The sequence below is a fragment of the Rhizobium sp. C1 genome (assembly GCF_021026335.1).
In the GTDB taxonomy this organism is placed as follows: Bacteria; Pseudomonadota; Alphaproteobacteria; order Rhizobiales; family Rhizobiaceae; genus Ensifer_A.
In genome coordinates this window covers 109,108-126,329 of sequence record NZ_JAJNCY010000008.1, presented here as the reverse complement: position 1 = coordinate 126,329, position 17,222 = coordinate 109,108, and the positions used below count along the sequence as shown (strand labels likewise).

The 17,222-nt window shown below is 61.9% G+C and carries 15 protein-coding genes; 9 read left to right on the top strand and 6 right to left on the bottom strand.

Translation table 11 applies throughout. The features are described 5' to 3' along the window. Positions 1–56 precede the first annotated feature (56 nt). Positions 57–1,745: a M23 family metallopeptidase gene (locus tag LQK83_RS16845; RefSeq protein WP_230838560.1), complete on the top strand. Its 1,689-nt coding sequence runs from the start codon at positions 57–59 to the stop codon at positions 1,743–1,745. A gap of 5 nt (positions 1,746–1,750) precedes the next feature. Here the strand turns inward: LQK83_RS16845 and LQK83_RS16840 are convergent, their stop codons facing one another. Together LQK83_RS16840 and LQK83_RS16835 are read right to left on the bottom strand one after the other, a co-directional pair. Continuing rightward, positions 1,751–2,497, bottom strand: a complete 747-nt coding sequence (locus LQK83_RS16840) for an EAL domain-containing protein (RefSeq protein WP_230838559.1) — start codon at positions 2,495–2,497, stop codon at positions 1,751–1,753. A gap of 11 nt (positions 2,498–2,508) precedes the next feature. Continuing rightward, on the bottom strand, positions 2,509–2,994 hold the full coding sequence (locus LQK83_RS16835; RefSeq protein ID WP_230838558.1) for a response regulator: 486 nt from the start codon (positions 2,992–2,994) through the stop codon (positions 2,509–2,511). Between the two features lie 155 nt (positions 2,995–3,149). On the opposite strand from LQK83_RS16835, the gene LQK83_RS16830 reads away from it, so the two are divergent. Next, entirely contained in the window at positions 3,150–5,843 is a 2,694-nt protein-coding gene (locus LQK83_RS16830; RefSeq protein ID WP_230838557.1) for an ATP-binding protein, read from the top strand. A gap of 145 nt (positions 5,844–5,988) precedes the next feature. Here LQK83_RS16830 and LQK83_RS16825 read toward each other — a convergent pair whose 3' ends face one another. Both LQK83_RS16825 and LQK83_RS16820 read right to left on the bottom strand, forming a co-directional pair. Further along, positions 5,989–7,458, bottom strand: coding sequence for an amidase (locus tag LQK83_RS16825; RefSeq protein WP_230838556.1), 1,470 nt, complete (start codon positions 7,456–7,458; stop codon positions 5,989–5,991). Positions 7,459–7,698: 240 nt separating this feature from the next. Further along, positions 7,699–8,634, bottom strand: a complete 936-nt coding sequence (locus tag LQK83_RS16820; RefSeq protein ID WP_230838555.1) for a LysR family transcriptional regulator — start codon at positions 8,632–8,634, stop codon at positions 7,699–7,701. Between the two features lie 156 nt (positions 8,635–8,790). Between LQK83_RS16820 and LQK83_RS16815 the strand changes: the two genes are divergently transcribed. From LQK83_RS16815 to benD, 7 genes are all read left to right on the top strand, one after another. After that, entirely contained in the window at positions 8,791–9,972 is a 1,182-nt protein-coding gene (locus tag LQK83_RS16815; protein WP_230838554.1) for a muconate/chloromuconate family cycloisomerase, read from the top strand. 9 nt (positions 9,973–9,981) lie between these two features. Next, positions 9,982–10,272: a muconolactone Delta-isomerase gene (gene catC / locus LQK83_RS16810; RefSeq protein ID WP_230838553.1), complete on the top strand. Its 291-nt coding sequence runs from the start codon at positions 9,982–9,984 to the stop codon at positions 10,270–10,272. A 65-nt stretch (positions 10,273–10,337) separates the two neighbouring features. Next, on the top strand, positions 10,338–11,276 hold the full coding sequence (catA, locus tag LQK83_RS16805; protein WP_230838552.1) for a catechol 1,2-dioxygenase: 939 nt from the start codon (positions 10,338–10,340) through the stop codon (positions 11,274–11,276). 108 nt (positions 11,277–11,384) lie between these two features. After that, positions 11,385–12,743: a Rieske 2Fe-2S domain-containing protein gene (locus LQK83_RS16800; RefSeq protein ID WP_230838551.1), complete on the top strand. Its 1,359-nt coding sequence runs from the start codon at positions 11,385–11,387 to the stop codon at positions 12,741–12,743. Beyond that, positions 12,740–13,228: a benzoate 1,2-dioxygenase small subunit gene (gene benB, locus LQK83_RS16795; protein ID WP_230838550.1), complete on the top strand. Its 489-nt coding sequence runs from the start codon at positions 12,740–12,742 to the stop codon at positions 13,226–13,228. Before LQK83_RS16800 ends, benB begins: the two co-directional genes overlap by 4 nt. A gap of 37 nt (positions 13,229–13,265) precedes the next feature. Continuing rightward, complete coding sequence (gene benC, locus LQK83_RS16790) at positions 13,266–14,297, top strand: benzoate 1,2-dioxygenase electron transfer component BenC (RefSeq protein ID WP_230838549.1); 1,032 nt, start codon at positions 13,266–13,268, stop codon at positions 14,295–14,297. Next, the gene (gene benD / locus LQK83_RS16785; RefSeq protein ID WP_230838548.1) at positions 14,297–15,079 is read left to right on the top strand and encodes a benzoate diol dehydrogenase BenD; all 783 of its coding nucleotides are present in this window, start codon (positions 14,297–14,299) and stop codon (positions 15,077–15,079) included. The genes benC and benD overlap by 1 nt, the downstream gene beginning before the upstream one ends. Before the next feature lie 332 nt (positions 15,080–15,411). Here benD and LQK83_RS16780 read toward each other — a convergent pair whose 3' ends face one another. Both LQK83_RS16780 and LQK83_RS16775 read right to left on the bottom strand, forming a co-directional pair. Beyond that, a complete protein-coding gene (locus LQK83_RS16780; protein WP_230838547.1) occupies positions 15,412–16,707 on the bottom strand; it encodes an NAD(P)/FAD-dependent oxidoreductase in 1,296 nt (431 codons plus the stop codon). Between the two features lie 43 nt (positions 16,708–16,750). After that, a complete protein-coding gene (locus tag LQK83_RS16775; protein ID WP_230838546.1) occupies positions 16,751–17,173 on the bottom strand; it encodes a RidA family protein in 423 nt (140 codons plus the stop codon). Positions 17,174–17,222: the final 49 nt, after the last annotated feature.

The window sequence follows — 17,222 nt, the reverse complement described above, 5'->3', positions numbered from 1 at the left end:
GGGACGACAAGATTTTGGGCAGACTGCATCTCCGTTACGGCATGATTCCCTTTGGCATGCGGACACATAGCCGCCTTCTGTGCGCGATCGTCCTGCTCGGCACAGCAGGAGCCATCTGCGGCTTCGAAGCCTTGAAGGCCACTGTTCACCAGGAAACGCCCATCATTTCGGCTGCCGCCATTGCTGCGCCGATCCAAAAGGCGGCCATGCCTGAAATTCCGGCTCTGGCTGCCAGCCCCAAGCAGGCGCGCCTGCCGATGCTTTCGGTCGCCAACCCGGTATCCCGCGTCGATATGCTGGAAGCCCGCATGGACGGGTCCTTTGCCGAATACACCTATTTCATGACGAATATCGACCTCGAGGCCCAGGCATCCGCCGAGGAGACGAAGCCTGAACAGGCCTTTTCAGCACCGGCAGGCCGCCCCGGACCCGAAGACGTGTTCGCGGCGGTCTTGAGAGACGTGAAGCCCGTGCGCTCCAGCCGCATTGCCGGCATGCCGCTGGCCTATGCGGATTTCGGCAACGACCACAAGGCGGGCAAGCCGCTCAATGTCAGCCTGTCGGTCAAGCAGCAGGCCGAGCCGGTCTCGCGGGTTGCGCTGATGCCGAAGGCCGACGAAGTGCTGGAAGAAGCGCTTGGCGGTCTGGAGGTTCCCCTTGCCGAGGCGCGCCGCCTGTCGGCTGCGCTCGCAACCTCCGTTCTCCATTTCGGCGATGCCTTCGAAGTCATTCTCGCCAACGACAATGACGGCAAGCATATCGTCATGGCGCGCCTGCAAAAGGCCTCCGGCGAGGATACGATCCTCGCCCGCGTCGAGGACCAGAGCTTTCAGCGCATCACCAAGCCGGCGCTCTACGAGCGCCTGAAGCGGGAAGCCATTGCCAGCGAGCAGGGCAATGTGATCGATGCCGATACCAACGCCACGCCCGACCTGAAGGAAGAAACCGCCTTCGCGCCGCTTCTCGTCAAGAAGATGCTCGCCGCCCATGTGCCGCCGAAGATCATTGTCGATGTGGTGGATCTCGCCAAGAAGAACGGAATCAGCGCCGCCAGACACGATGATCTGGCCAAGAAGATCAATCTGGTCTTCCGCGAGGGGAGCGGCAAGCGCGAGCTGATTTCGGTCGCCTTCAAGACCAAGGATGGCGAGCGCAAATTCTACCGCTACAAGCTCAACAAGACATCGCCAGCAGAATTCTTCGACGAAAAGGGCCACTCCGTTTCGAAATTCCTTCTGGCCAATCCAGTGCCCGGCGGACGGCTCGGCGACGGCTTCGCCTGGCGCATCCATCCGATCCTGCATGTGCGCAAGCACCACGACGGCGTTGACTATGCCGGCCCGATGGGGTCACCCATTCTGGCTGCCGGCGACGGCACCGTGGTTCTGATCTCCTGGGAGCCGGGCTATGGCCGCTATGTGCGTGTGCGCCACGACCAGGGCTATTTCACCACCTATGCCCATATCGCCAGAGCCGCGAAGGGCCTCTCCGTTGGCCAGCGCGTGACGCAAGGCCAGGTCATTGCCTATGTCGGCTCGACCGGACTTTCGACCGGTCCACACCTTTATTACGAACTGCGCAAGAATAACCGCTATCTCGACCCGACCGCCAATCCTCTGCCGGCCGGCACGGTCCTCTCCGGAAACTCGCTTGAGGACTTTCGCAAGCAGGCTGACCAGATCGAGGGCATGACCAAACTCATCGGCGTCTCGGACAAAGCCGTTCAGGCGCCCGATCACGGCTAAGCCGGTTAGAACGGCTTGACGATCCGATAGTCTGCAAGCAGCGCCGTTAGCGCATCCGGGTCCATCGCCTTGTAGAAATGCCAGCCCTGCATGTAATGGCAGCCGGCCAGTTTCAGCAGTTTCCACTGATGCTCGGTTTCGATGCCTTCAGCGGTAATCTTGAGACCGACGGCGCGGGCCAGCGCCACCACGGCATGCACGATGGCCGTCGACTTGAGGTCACCCAGCCCGTCGACAAAAGACTTGTCGATCTTCAGCTTGTCGACCGGCATTTTCAGCAGATAGGTGAGGGAGGAGAACCCGGTGCCGAAGTCGTCAAGCGCGATGCGGATCTTCGCAGCGCGCAGCGCATTGATGTTGAGATTGGCCGTCTCGAAGTCTTCGATATAGGAGCTTTCGACAATTTCCAGTTCGATCTGCGTCGCCGGAACGCCGATCTCCCTGACCATCTCGATGAAGCGCGGTGCGAAGTTCGGGTCGCGGAAACGACCGGCCGAAAGGTTGATGCCGATGGACAGGCCCGGCCAGCGCAGCGCGTCGCGGCAGGCGCGCTCGGCAATCCACCAGTCGAGTTGCTCGACCCGATCGGTTGCCTCCACATAGGCCAGCACATCCGCGGTATTCCTGAACTGTTCGGTGGGCTCGACAACCCGCAGCAAGGCCTCCGCTGCGGCCACGCCCTGTCCGTCGGCGGTCATCTGCGGCTGATAATGCAGCGTCAAATGGTCGAGAAAGCTATCATGCAAAATCAAACTGCGCTCCCTCAACACACGGCGGTCTGATCGCCCTCTGCAACCGATGTGGCGGCATCGACGCCAACAGCCAGCAGCGCGCGATGCGCGCGCACCATGAAGCGGACCTGATGCGACAGCAGCCGCCAGTTCACTGGCTTGCACATGAAGGCCGTCGCCCCGGCGGCATAGGCCGCGTCGATGGACGGAATATCCTCGTTGCCGGTGATCACCATGATCGGCATCTTGTCGTAGCGCGGCCGGCTGCGAAGGAGCGCGACGAGTTCGATACCGCTCATGCCGGGCATGTCGACATCGACCAGCAACGCACCATAGTCCTGCGCTTCGAGACGCTCTAGTCCGCTCTCCGCACAGTCCGCCGTCTCCACCGAGACGGTGGGCGTGGTCATGTAAACGGAGCAGAACTCGCGCTGAATGGGATCGTCATCAACGGCCAAAATGTTCAGCGCATCGGTGTCGACATAGTCGAATTTTACGTTTCGCGCGACTGTAGCCATTGACACTCTCGTCTGCTGAGCCCGGCTCTGAACCGCTGGCACCCCCGGAACCCCTCCAGATACGAAAATTCCTATACCGTGCGGAGCGCTAAGGTTTTGTAAGGATGCTTGGTTTACGATTCTATAAGCAGTCTGAATTTGAAGAAAACGTGACAATGGCGAATAGAACATTTTCCATCCGAACAAAATTAGTCCTGCTCGTTATTGGCGCTATATCGCTCGCGGAAATCTTCGTCATTACCTTCACAGCCTGGCAGGAAGCCTCGCGATACGCCATTTCGCGCCCGCAAGCACTATTTTCAGTTGCACGCATCATCGCCTCAACTTCAGCGAATGCCGCAGCAACGCGCGATGTCAGCCTTGCCCAGGCCGCCATGCGAGGCATGGGTGAGATCAACGGGCTGGTTTATGTCGGATTGAACCTGCCCGATGGCGAGACGCTGGCCGATTTCGGCGCCACCGAGCAGCTGGCGAGCGATCTCGTGCTCATCAATCCAGAACAGAAGATCACCATGTCCGACATTCTCGGCAGCCGCACCATCGAGGTGCAGGTTCCGGTCATCCTGGCGGGCCAGCAGATCGGCCTGCTGCGCCTGATCGGCGACACGCGCGATCTGCCGGGCATCGTCTGGTCGGCGGTACAGAACGCACTCCTCGGCGGCGCCGCGGCACTGGTCATCGCCATCTTGATTGCACTCAAGCTGCAGGGCGCGATCACCCGCCCGCTGATCCGGCTCGCCGGGGCCATGGCGCAGATCAAGGCCAAGCACGATTACCGCATCACGCTGAAGACGGAGAGCAATGACGAGGTCGGTCTGCTCGTTGAAGGCTTCAACGGCATGCTCGCCGACATTCACGAGCGGGACGAACGCCTCGCCCGTCACCGCGAGCGCCTGGAACAGGATGTTGCCGACCGCACCGCCGATTATCAGCGCGCCGCCTCCGAAGCCATGGCTGCCGATCGCGCCAAGTCGGACTTCCTGGCCACCATGAGCCACGAAATCCGCACTCCGATGAACGGCATTCTCGTGATGGCGGAATTGCTGGCGGGCAGCGAAATGCCCGAACGCGCCCGCAAGCAGGCCGAGGTCATCGCCCGCTCGGGCGCCAGCCTGCTCGCCATCATCAACGACATTCTGGATCTGTCGAAGATCGAAGCCGGCAAGCTCGACGTCGAGCATCTGGAGGTGAGCCCGTTCGAGGCGGTCGACACCGTGCTGAGGCTCTTTGCCGACCGCGCGTATACCAAGAAACTCGATCTGACCGCCAAGCTCGACCTGCCGCGCAACACGCGTGTCGATGCAGACCCGACGCGGCTTGGGCAGGTTCTCGGCAATCTGGTCAACAATGCGCTCAAATTTACCGAGAAGGGCGGCGTGACCATCCATGTCCAGCAGGATGGCAAGGATCGGGTACGCTTCTCGGTTATCGACACCGGGATCGGCATTGCCGAGGACAAGCTCGGCACGATCTTCGAGGCCTTTTCCCAGGCCGACCAGACCACCACCCGCCAGTTCGGAGGCACGGGCCTCGGCCTCACCATTGCCCGCCGGCTGGTCACGGCCATGGGCGGCGAGATCGCGGTCACCAGCAAACCCGGCACCGGCACGAATTTCCATTTTTCGCTGCCGCTGACCCAGGCCTCCTCCGACACGGACTGGGCGCGCTGGAGCAGCCGGAACGCCGCAACACCCCGTGCGGTCATTTCACTTGACGGCGAGCAGACGCAGGATGCGCTCGCGCATTACCTCAAACGAGCAGGCTTCGCCGTCGAAGCGGTCGCTGCCGACATGCTCGACAGCCGCGCTCACGGGGCGCAGCTTGTTATCGCCGCTATGGATCGCCTCTCCGGCCGGTCGCGGCTCGAACCCGGCGCCTCCGGCGCGATCGTCGCCATCGGCTTTGCCGAGGAGCGGCCCGAGGGTCTTCTGGCCACGCGCCGCGCCGACTGCGTCCTCACGCGACCCGTCTCCGCATTCGAGATCAACGATATCGTGACCCGGCTTGTCGAAGGCCGTCCGCTCAGCGAGGAGACGCGCGGAACCGAGCAACGGGACAACGCGACACCCAGCTTTCGCGGCCTCAAGGTTCTTGTGGCGGATGACGCCGAGGTCAATCGCGAGGTGGCCGATGCGGCGCTGCGCCGTCTCGGGATCACGGCGGATTTTGTCGAGGACGGGCGACAGGCCGTCGATGCGGTTCTCAAGACGCGCTACGATCTGGTTCTCATGGACGGCTCGATGCCCGAACTCGACGGCTTCGACGCCACACGCGAAATTCGCGCGGCAGAGCTGGGCGGCGGCCGCGATCGCACACCGATCGTGGCACTCACCGCCCATGTCATCGGCACGGCGGCGGATGCCTGGCGCGAGGCCGGCATGGATGGTGTTCTGCACAAACCATTCACGCTCGCACGGCTCGCCGAAATCATCGCGACGCATGCGCGCGGCGACCATGCCCTGCCCGAGGAGCAGGCTGTGACCGAAAGCGAAGCCGGCGCAACGCAGCTTGATCTCGTCGTGCTGGAAGACCTGCTGAAAATGGCCGGCGGGGCGGTCCCCGTCGTGGATCGCATTGTCGGTCTCTACGAGACCCAGTCGGCAGACCGGATCGCCGAACTGCGCGAGGCCGTCGCAAGCGAGAATGTCGAACGGCTCGGCCGCGTCGCCCATGCGCTGAAATCGATGAGCTTCAACGTCGGCGCGCGCACCATTGCCGAAACCGCCGCCCGCTTCGAGCGGATCGCCCGCGAGGAGCAGGCGCTCGTCGACCTCGCGGAGATCGACCGACTGCAGGAAGACCGCGGAACCGTGATGCGCGCCATCGGCGACTGGCGCAGCCGCCTGTGAACGATCGATGGGCACGCGCTATCACGAACTGGGCTAGCGCGCCCGCAAGAATAGCTCCGAATGCCTGAAAGCAGGCAATCTTATCTCGCAGGGTTTAAAAGCCGCATCACAAAGCAACGCGGCTTCCGTGGCCAGACCTGATCGCTTAGAAGCCCCTCGGGTCGATCGGCGTCTGCATGGGGTGGGCGGATTCGATCACCTGCCCGACGGCAAGACAACGGTCCTCCCTGAAGCGCCCGGCAACAACCTGGACACCGGACGGAATGCCGTCAGAAAGGCCTGTCGGAACGGAAAGGCCGGGCATGCCCAACAGTGCCGGCAACAGCATCGGAGACTGGATGTCGAGGATCTTGCGGATATCGTCCGCGCCGCCCTGATCCCTGTCGACCGTCATGGCAAGCTCCCAGGAATTCGGCATCAGAATGACCGGATAGGTTTCCATGAGAATCTGCCAGGCGGCGGCGATTTTCTCCCGCAGCGAAATGGCGATCGAAAATTCCGTGAGCGTGATCGGGTCCACGATACCCGCCCAGGTTTCGAATTTCTTCTTGATCGGGGCATCGCCCAATGCCAGGGCAGCCGCGCCCAGCGTTTCGCGAAACTCGTTGATGACCAGTTTTGACCAGAGGTCCTGACCCTCGGCGAAATCGGGAAGCTCGACCTCCTCGACGCTATAGCCGGCGGCTGTCAGCGCCCTTGCGGCACTTGCAAGCGCCGCAGCCACCCCGGGTTCAGGCCGATACTTGCCGCCGCCGGAGAAAAGCGCGACCTTGCAAGGCTCGCCCGCACCCGGCATCGCCAGGGGAGCCGGCACCTGCCAGGCATCTCTTGCGTCCGGTTGCGCCAACGCCTCGAGGCCGAGAGCGACATCGGCGATGTTGCGGCCCATGACGCCTTCAACACCCATGATCGCGCCGCAAACGCCTCGTCCCGGCCCCATGATGCTTGGGATTCGCCCATAGGTCGGACGCAGTCCGGGGACGCCGCAGACATAGGCGGGATAGCGAACCGAACCGGCAATGTCGTTGCCATGGGCAAGCGCGCCGATACCGACCGCAACCGCACTGGCAGCCCCGCCGCTGGAGCCGCCGGGAGTGCGTTCCTTGTCCCACGGGTTGTAGGTCCGGCCGTGCAGATCGTTGTCCGTGAACCACCGGAAGGAGAATGCCGGCGTGTTGGTCCGCCCGATGATGACGGCGCCGGCGCGCCGGAAATTCCGGACCGGCGGGCTGTCCTGCTCGGCAATCATGTCCTTGAATGCTGTAACACCGTTGGTCGTCGCGTGCCCTTGCATGTCGACGTTGATCTTCGTGGTGACGGGAACGCCATGGAGGATGCCGAGCGTTTCACCCTTCAGCACCGCAGCATCGGCGCGATCCGCCGCCGCCAGAGCCTCATCGGTCAGCACCTCCGCAACCGCATTGACCTTCGGATTGACGGCTGCAAGGCGTTCAAGAGCGCTGATCGTGGCCTCTCTGCTGCTGATGTCGCCGCGCTTGATGGCCTTCGCGAGGTCAGCCGCACCCCAGCTCCAGAGAGGCGCAGAGGCGTGTCCGGCCTCCGGGGCCGTTGCGGAGAACGTTCGGCGATCTGACAGGGGTTGTTTGTAATCCATGTGCGGCTCCTTAATCGGCAGTTTGAAACAGACAAAATACCCGCGAAGCCGGACGAAACTTCAGGCTTATGCCGGGCAAACCGGCGGGCCGCCTGGATCCGATACTCCCCCCAGAACCCGCTCTGTCTGTCAGGATGAAATGACATGATAACGATAGTCAAAGACCGCTTCGGTCTGGTTCCATACCTCGGGGATATTATGAAGGTACCGAGCGTAGAGGACGCCGCGACTCCGATGCGTCTAAAACTTCGGGCGCGTCGGCAGGTGATGTTCGGTATCAAGCCAGGGCGGGCTTTCGGTGTACATGTCCTGAATGAGTTGCTTGATCAGTTCGATATGGGGAGAGTTGTCTCCAAGCCGATGGTTGAGGATGACCGGAGACTTGGCGCGATCCCCCTCGATCAGCCTGTATTCCAGGTCGGAGCGCAACTGGCGCGCCGAGGAAGGGACAATGCACAAGCCGGCTTCTGCCGCCACTAGGCCGAGCGCGGTCTGAATGTCGCCGACTTCATGAACACTCTCCGGGTAGACGTCGTGGCTATGCAGGAGATTGAGAACCTGATCGGCATAGCCGGGCCGGGGCTTTTTCGGATAGACGATCAGCTTCTGGCCATTCAGCGCACGCACCGGCAGGGGCGCCGATGCCTCCGCCAGTGCCGATCCCCTTGCAATCGCGAGGGCAAGACGTTCCTCGCGCAAGACGATGCCGACGATGCCCGGATCGCTGTGCTGCACACGCCCGAAGCCAACGTCGATCCTGCCTTCCTTGAGCGCCGCGATCTGTTCAACAGAAGCCATGTCCAGCAGTTGAATATCAAGCGCAGGGGCATGCTGACGCAGCTTGCGCACCAGGGTCGGAAGCCCGCCATAGAGCGTCGAAGCGACAAAGCCGATCGAAACGATCTTGTTCTGGTTCAGCCCGACGCGTCGCGTTGCAGCCTTCATCTGGTCAATGCGCCCGAGGATTTGCAGAGCCTGCTCATAGAAGACGCGGCCGGCTTCCGTCAGTTTCACCGGCCGGCTCGAGCGCAGCAGCAGCGGAACCCCAAGCTCCTCCTCCAGCATCTGGATCTGGCGGCTGAGCGGCGGTTGCGCCATATTCAGTAGCTGGGCCGCTTTGGTGATGTTCCGTTCGCGTGCGACCGCGACGAAGTAGCGTAGCTGCCTGAGTTCCATCCATGCCTCTCCGATATCCCTTCGCCATTATTTCAGGTATTTTGCAGTGCAACAAGGCCAAGAAGGGCCGCATTCGACCATAAACATACCTTTGAGGTATCGCAATGTACCGAATTGGTGTTGGACGTTCTCATTCAAACGCGCCAAGCTCGCACCATGAACACGAGCTTTCTCCCCGATATAGCGTCTTCCCGGCTGGCAGCCACTGTCGAGCGTGTAGAGACCATTCTGGTCGATCTGCCAACGATCAGGCCTCACAAACTCTCCGTCGCCACGATGGATGGGCAGACCCTGATGATCGTCAGAGTCTATTGCAGCGACGGCATTGTCGGCGTGGGCGAGGGCACGACGATCGGCGGCCTGGCTTACGGTGGCGAAAGCCCGGAAAGCATGAAGCTTGCGGTCGATCACTATTTCGGGCCGGTCATGACCGGACAGGACGCGCGGCGTGTCCGCGCCCTGATGGTCCGTATCGGCAAGATGGTGAAGGAAAACCGCTTCGCCAAGAGCGCGGTTGAGACGGCGCTTCTGGATGCGGAAGGCAAGAGAACCGGATTGGCAGTCAGCGAGCTGCTGGGCGGGCGGCTCAGGGATCGGTTGCCGGTGGCCTGGACGCTGGCCTCCGGCGATACGGCGCGCGACATCGCCGAAGCCGAACAGATGCTGGACCTTCGCCGCCACCGGATTTTCAAGCTGAAGATCGGCAAGAGAAGCGTCGGCGAAGATGTTGCCCATGTTGCGGCCATCAAGCGGGCACTCGGCGACCGCGCCGCGGTGCGCGTCGATGTCAACATGGCCTGGAGCGAGACGCAGGCCGCCGAAGGCATGGCGGCACTGGCGGATGTGGGATGCGAACTCGTGGAGCAGCCGGTGGCCACGGCCGCGGCACTACGCCGGCTGGTTCGCCGCTTTCCTGTCGCCCTCATGGCGGATGAAGTGCTGAACGGGCCGGAAACGGCCTTCGATCTCGCCGTCGGGCGCGGCGCGGATGTCTTCGCCATCAAGATCGAACAGAGCGGCGGGCTTTTCGAGGCGCAGCGTGTTGCCGCCATCGCCGATGCAGCCGGCATTGAGCTTTATGGCGGCACGATGCTGGAAGGGGCCGTCAGCACCGCCGCCTCTGCGCATCTTTTCTCGACGTTCAACAATCTCGCCTGGGGGACGGAGCTTTTCGGACCTCTGCTGCTGACCGAGGAAATCCTACGTGAACCGCTCGATTACAGCAATTTCGAACTCACGGTTCCCACGGGGCCGGGGCTTGGGATTGCGCTGGATGAGGACAGGCTTGCCTTCTTCACCCGTGACGGGGCCCGCAAGACGATTAGTGTGAAAGGCTAGGGTGAGAACATGCTTTTTCATGTCCGTATGGATGTAAAAATACCCCATGGCCTGCCGGCCGACGAGGTTGCAGGCATTCTTGCCCGCGAGAAGGCCTATTCGCAGGAACTTCAGGCGTCTGGCAAGTGGCGGCACATTTGGAGAATCGCCGGCCAATACGCCAATTACAGCATTTTCGACGTGCGCGATAACGCCGAGTTGCACGACATCCTGTCGCAGCTTCCGCTCTTCAAGTTCATGGAGATCGAAGTGACGCCGCTGCTGCGGCATCCCTCGGCCATTCGCGAAGACGATACCTGATCCGTTGTACCCGGCATTCGCAGGACACGCGCATGCCCCAAGACTGTAAAAGTGGAGGAATGAACATGAGTGTAAAGATTTTCGACCGGCCGGAAACGAAGTCGTTTCTGGAGACCGTATCCGGGCTCGACAAGGCGGGCGGCAATCCGCGCGTGAAGCAGGTGGTCCATCGAATCCTGTCGGACCTGTACAAGGCGATCGACGATCTCAACGTGACGCCCGACGAATACTGGACCGCGATCGCCTGGCTCAACGAGATCGGCGCTTCCGGTCAGGCTGGCCTGATCTCTCCCGGCCTCGGCCTCGATCACTTCCTGGACGAACGTCTGGACGCGATCGACGATGCACTCGGCATCAAGAATGAGACGCCCCGCACCATCGAGGGTCCGCTCTACGTCGCCGGCGCCCCGGTTTCCACGGGCTATGCCCGCCTGGACGACGGCACGGATGAAAACGGCCACACGCTGATCATGCATGGCACGGTCTTCAAGGCCGACGGTACGCCCTTTGCCGGTGCGACCGTCGAAGTCTGGCACTGTGACACCAGGGGCTTCTATTCGCATTTCGACCCGACCGGAAAGCAGGCCCCGTTCAACATGCGCCGCACGATCATTGCCGACGAAAACGGGCGCTACAAGTTCCAGAGCATCGTGCCGCACGGCTACGGCGTACCGCCGGGCAGCCCGACGGAACAGCTGCTGTCCGCACTCGGCCGTCACGGCCAGCGCCCGGCCCACATCCACTTTTTCGTGAGTGGCGCGGACCATCGCAAGCTGACGACGCAGATCAATATTGCCGGCGATCCGCTCGTCAACGACGATTTCGCCTATGCCACCCGTGACGGGCTGGTCCCGGATGTTGTCGAACGCAGCGACGAGGCAAGCATCAAGGCCAACAACCTCAAGGGTCCCTTCGCTGAGATCACCTTCGACATCCACCTGACCCCGCTGGTCAACGGCGTCGACAACCAGATCAACGAACAGCGCAAGCGCGCCGCTGCCTGAGACGGCTGAGAGACAGGGGCACGCCGCCCCTGCCTCGCTCCCCGATCCGATAACCCACCAGACTTTTGAGCGCTGCGCCTGACCCCGGCTGCAGCGGGAGGAGAGATCATGTCCGATACGAACCGGAACCTGGGCGAACTGGAAGAACTGCTTGCAACAGCCGTTCAGGATGACCCCGATGCTGGCGTCTTCCGCTGCCGCCGCGACATCTTCACGAATGCCGAGCTGTTCGAACTCGAGATGAAGCACATCTTCGAGAGCAACTGGGTCTATCTGGCGCATGAAAGCCAGGTTCCCGAGAACAACGATTACTACACGACCTATATCGGCCGGCAGCCGATTGTCATCACACGCGACAAGACCGGCGCGTTGCACGCGGTCATCAATGCCTGCGCACATCGCGGCGCGATGATCTGTCGCCGCAAGCATGGCAACAAGGGCAGCTTCACCTGCCCGTTCCACGGCTGGACCTTCTCCAACACCGGGAAACTGCTCAAGGTGAAGGACGAGAAGACGACGCAATATCCGCCGCAATTCGCCCAGAACGGCTCCCACGACCTCAAGCGCCTGGCGCGGTTTGAAAGCTATCGCGGTTTCCTGTTCGGAAGCCTGAGTGAGGACGTCACTTCGCTGGAGGAATTCCTCGGCGAAACGAAGGTCATCATCGACCAGATCGTCGATCAGGCCCCGGAAGGGCTGGAAGTTCTGCGCGGCAACTCGTCCTACATCTATGACGGGAACTGGAAGCTCCAGATGGAGAACGGCTGCGACGGATATCACGTCAGCTCCGTGCACTGGAACTATGCCGCCACGATGGGCCGCCGCAAGGAAGAGGGTACCAAGGCTGTCGATGCCAACGGCTGGAGCCGGTCCGTCGCCGGCGTCTATGGCTTCGACAACGGGCACATCCTGTTATGGACCACCACAATGAACCCCGAGGTTCGTCCGGTCTACGGTCAGCGGGAACTGCTCAAACAGCGCCTCGGCCAGGAGAAGGCCGACTTCATCGTCAACCAGACGCGCAACCTTTGCCTCTATCCGAATGTCTTCCTGATGGACCAGTTCTCGACGCAGATCCGTGTGACCCGGCCCATCAGCGTCGACAAGACCGAGATCAACATTTTCTGCTTTGCGCCGAAGGGTGAAAGCGCCTCCGACCGGGCCTTGCGCATTCGCCAGTACGAGGATTTCTTCAACGTGTCCGGCATGGGCACGGCCGACGATCTGGAAGAATTCCGCGCCTGCCAGCAAGGCTATGCCGGCATTTCCGCGCTGTGGAACGATCTGTCCCGCGGAGCTCCGCTGTGGATCGACGGACCGGACGAAAATGCGCAGAAAATGGGGATCAATCCTCTCCTGTCCGGCGAGCGTAGCGAGGACGAAGGCCTGTTCGTACGCCAGCACGAATATTGGGCGAGGACCATGCGGCAGGCCCTTGCCTCGGAAAAGAACGGAGCAGCGCAATGACGATTTCGTATGAAGCCATCTGCGCTTTCCTCTACCGCGAGGCGCGCCTTCTGGACGACCGCTGCTGGGACGAGTGGCTGACCTGCTATAGCCCGGATGCAAGCTACTGGATGCCGTCCTGGGATGACAACGACCTTCCGACCGAAGATCCTCAGTCGGAAATATCGCTCATCTATTATCCCAATCGAGACGGGCTGGAAGACCGCGTCTTCCGCATCAAGACCGAACGGTCCGGCGCATCCACGCCGGAACCGCGCACCAGCCACAATGTTACCAACGTGGAGATCATCGAGCAGCGCGGCGAGGAGGTGGATGTCCGCTATAACTTCCACACACTGAACCACCGCTACAAGGTCACGGACCAGTTCTTCGGCACCATTTTTGTAACGATCCGCAAGGAAGCGGACGGTCTCTTGATCGTCCGAAAGAAGATCGTCCTGAAGAACGATTACATCCGTCAGGTCATCGACATCTATCACATCTGACGATGACCGCACCGATCGGGAGAATGGAGGATTATCCATGGTCAGCTACAAGATTGCCCTGAACTTCGAGGATGGCGTCACCCGGTTTGTCGAATGCGGCGAGAACGAGAAGGTCCTCGACGCCGCCTTCCGCAACCGCGTCAACCTGCCGATGGACTGTTCCGACGGTGTCTGCGGCACCTGTAAATGCCGCGCCGAAAGCGGCACCTACGACCTCGGCGACGATTTCATTGACGATGCGCTGACGGCCGACGAGGCAAGACAGGGCCTTGTGCTGACCTGCCAGATGAAGCCTTCTTCGGATTGCGTAATCGCGGTTCCGGCCACCTCTGCAGCCTGCAAGACAGGGCACCAGACGTTTGAAGCAACGGTCACGCGCATCGTTCCCCATAACGATGCCGCGTATGTCGTCGAGCTGGACGTCGACGATCCGGCATCTGCGGCGGCCTTCCTGCCGGGGCAATATGTCAATATCGCGGTGCCCCAGAGCGGACAGACGCGCTCGTATTCCTTCAGTTCTGCGCCCGGCGACGCCCGCGTCAGCTTTCTGATCAAGACGATCCCCGGCGGTCTGATGAGTTCCTGGCTCGCAAAAGCGTCCGCCGGAGAACGCTTGCAACTGACCGGTCCCCTTGGCAGCTTCTATCTCCGCGAAGTGCAGCGGCCTCTGCTGCTTCTGGCCGGCGGCACCGGGCTTGCGCCTTTTCTTTCCATGCTTGAGGAACTCGCCAGAGCGGCCTGCAAGGAGAAGATCCACCTCGTCTATGGCGTCACGCGCGATCTCGATCTGGTTCTGATCGACCAGATTGCCGCATTCCGCGAGCGCCTGCCGTCATTCTCCTTCACGACGGTTGTCGCAGACGCTGCATCCGGTCATCCGCGCAAGGGCTGGGTTACCCAGCATATGCCGCAGGACGGTCTTTTGGATGGCGAATTCGACACCTATCTTTGCGGCCCTCCGCCAATGGTCGAGGCCGTGCGCCGTTATTTCGACGAGAAAGGCCTGAAACCGCGCAGTTTCCACTATGAGAAGTTCACACCGAACGCTTCCGCGAGGGAGGCGGCGTGATGACGGATTTCTTTCCGGGCCGGTTTGACGGCAAGGTCATGGTGATCACCGGCGCAGCGCAGGGGATCGGCCGTGCTGTAGCCCTTCGCGCTGCAAAAGAGGGCGCACGCGTGCTCCTCGTCGATCGGGCGGATTTCGTCGCGGATGTCGCGGCGGAGGCCGGTGAGGCGGCTTCGTTCTTCATCGCCGATCTGGAAACCTATGAGGGTGCGGCAGCAGCCCTTGCGCATGCTGACGCGACCTTCGGCGGCGTTGACATTCTCATCAACAATGTCGGTGGCGCAATCCGCATGCGCCCCTTCCAGGAGTTCGAGCCACAGCAGATCGACGCCGAAATTCGCCGGTCGCTGATGCCGACGCTCTATGCCACGCATGCCGCCGTGCCGCATCTGTTGAAACGCGGCGGCGGGACGATCGTCAACGTCTCGTCCAACGCAACCCGCGGCATCCATCGCGTTCCCTATTCTGCGGCCAAGGGCGGCATCAATGCACTGACGCAATCGCTCGCCATGGAACTCGCGGAGAAAAACATCCGCGTGGTCGCAACCGCACCGGGCGGCACCAACGCACCCCCACGCCGCATCCCGCGCAATGGGGAAGGAGATAGCGATGCGGAGAAAGCCTGGATGTCGCAAGCCGTCCGGCAGGTCACGGACAGCGCATTGATGAAACGCTACGGGACAATCGAAGAACAGGTCGCACCGATCCTTTTCCTGGCGTCCGACGAAGCCTCCTACATCACCGGCGACGTCTTGCCGGTCGCTGGCGGCGATCTTGGCTGAGACGGCCTACTGGGATAGGTCCTTTGGCTTGGCAGCCGGGATGAGACGCTAGCCAAGTCGGGACTGCCGACCGAAACTCGAGAGCAAATGAGCTTGAGAGCTTGTCAAGACATCGGCCACGCTTTGACAGCATCGCATCCATAGAAACCGGATTGGATCTTCGCCAGCTTCGCGACCTGCCTTACCGCCTCGTTGCCGAGGAACATGCGACGTCCCCGGTTATCCTAAGCGACCGAGCCCTCTACATCGAACTGATCGAGCAAGTGATCTCGGGGATAGATCGTGAGAACTTGCATTGAGGGACGGAACCGGCGGCACATTGCCTGGGTGCGCTAGCCGAAGCGTTTCAGCTTGTAGGGCGCCGGATCAAGGATCGGCGGGGCATTGGTGACCAGATCGGCGGCGAGCTGGCCGGCCGCCGGCCCTGTGCCGAAACCGTGGCCGGAAAAGCCGGTGGCGATGGTGAAGCCTGGAATGCTGTCGACACGCTCGATGGCGGGCAGCGAGTCCGGCGTAATATCCATCATGCCGGCCCAGACGTCCTGAACCACCATGTCCTTGAAGATCGGCCATGCCGCCACAAGATTGCGGATCGCCTCGGCATTGATCCCCTCATCCGCCTGCGGGTCCATTGTACGGATGCGCTCGAAGGGGGAGACGCTCTTCGGGCCCCAGCGCCGAGGCAGCCTGATATCGTCGAGGAAATCCTTGCCCAGGTTGATGCGCAGCAGGCTCCGCTGATGGCGCAGCATGTGCAGGTAGCGCATGCCGATCAGGAGATGGTCGATCATGAGCGGCGCGCCAAGTGCGCCGCGCTGCGTCACGGTATAGCCGCCATCGCTGCGCTTACGGAAGGAGAAGTCGGGACCGCCGACCGCAATCTCCGTCGGGCCATCCATCGGCGCGGTGCGCATGACGGAGGAGACGAGCGGCAACGTCGGCAAGGAGATACCAAGATTGGCGAGGAACTTGCGCGACCACAGGCCCGCAGCGAGCAAGACCTGATCGCAGCGGATTTCGCCGCGCTCGGTGACGACGCCGGTCACCTTCCCGCCCGTGCGCGACAGCGTGCGGACCGCGCAGTTCTCGACGATCTTGACGCCGAGACGCGCAGCGGCATTGGCAATGGCGCTCGGCGCCAGCGTCGGTTCGGCACGACCATCAGAGGCGGTGAAGATGCCACCGGCCCATTGACCCTTGCCACCGGGAACGAGGCCGTCGATTTCGCGGGCGCTGAGCAATTTCGAATCCAGCGTCAGGTCGCTGACCGATTTCATCCAGCCGCGATGCATTTCCATCTCGGCCTCGGTGCGGGCGAGATACATGATGCCGGCCTGGCGATAGCCGACATCGACGCCGACGCGCTGCGGCATCTCGGCCCAGAGCTGGTCGGCGGCAACTGCCATCGGCACGTCAGGCGCCGAGCGACCCATCTTGCGGCACCAGCCGAGATTGCGCGACGACTGTTCGCCAGCCACCCTGCCCTTTTCGAGAACCACGACCGGAATTCCCCGCTCTGCCAGCGTCAGCGCCGCCGTGAGGCCGACGATCCCCGCGCCGATAACGACGACGGTCGTCTCCTTCGGAAAATCGGGCGAGGTCTGAACCGGTGTAATTGCGGGAGCCATGGCAATCGTCCTTGAAAAATGGGCAGGCGGGCAAAGCCTGCCGTCAGAGGGAAATGGTGCGCTTTTCGATCTCGGCGCTGGAGGCGCCGCGATAGGCCGTCACTTCGATCTCGACCTTGTAGACGGTCGAGCCGAGCGGCGGGCAGGTCACGGTCGAGGCCGGATCGGTGCCGCGGAACTTCTCGCCGACAATGGTCATCACCGTTTCGGTATCCTTCGGCTCCTGGATAAAGACGCGGGACATGACGACATCGGCAAGGCTCGCACCCACGGCTGCCAGCGCCCGTTCGATATTGGCGAAGACCTGATGCGTCTGCGCACCGACATCTTCGGGAATCTCCTTCGTCTCCGGATTGCGGCCGGCGGTGTTCGACACGAAAATCCAGTTGTCGACCGCAACGAGGCGGGAATAGCTGCCATGGTCCTCGAATTTCGAACCGGTCTTGATCTTCACGACCTTGGTCATGATCGCTCCTTGCTGCTGAGATGGAAAAGAGAGGGGCCGGGCGCGACAG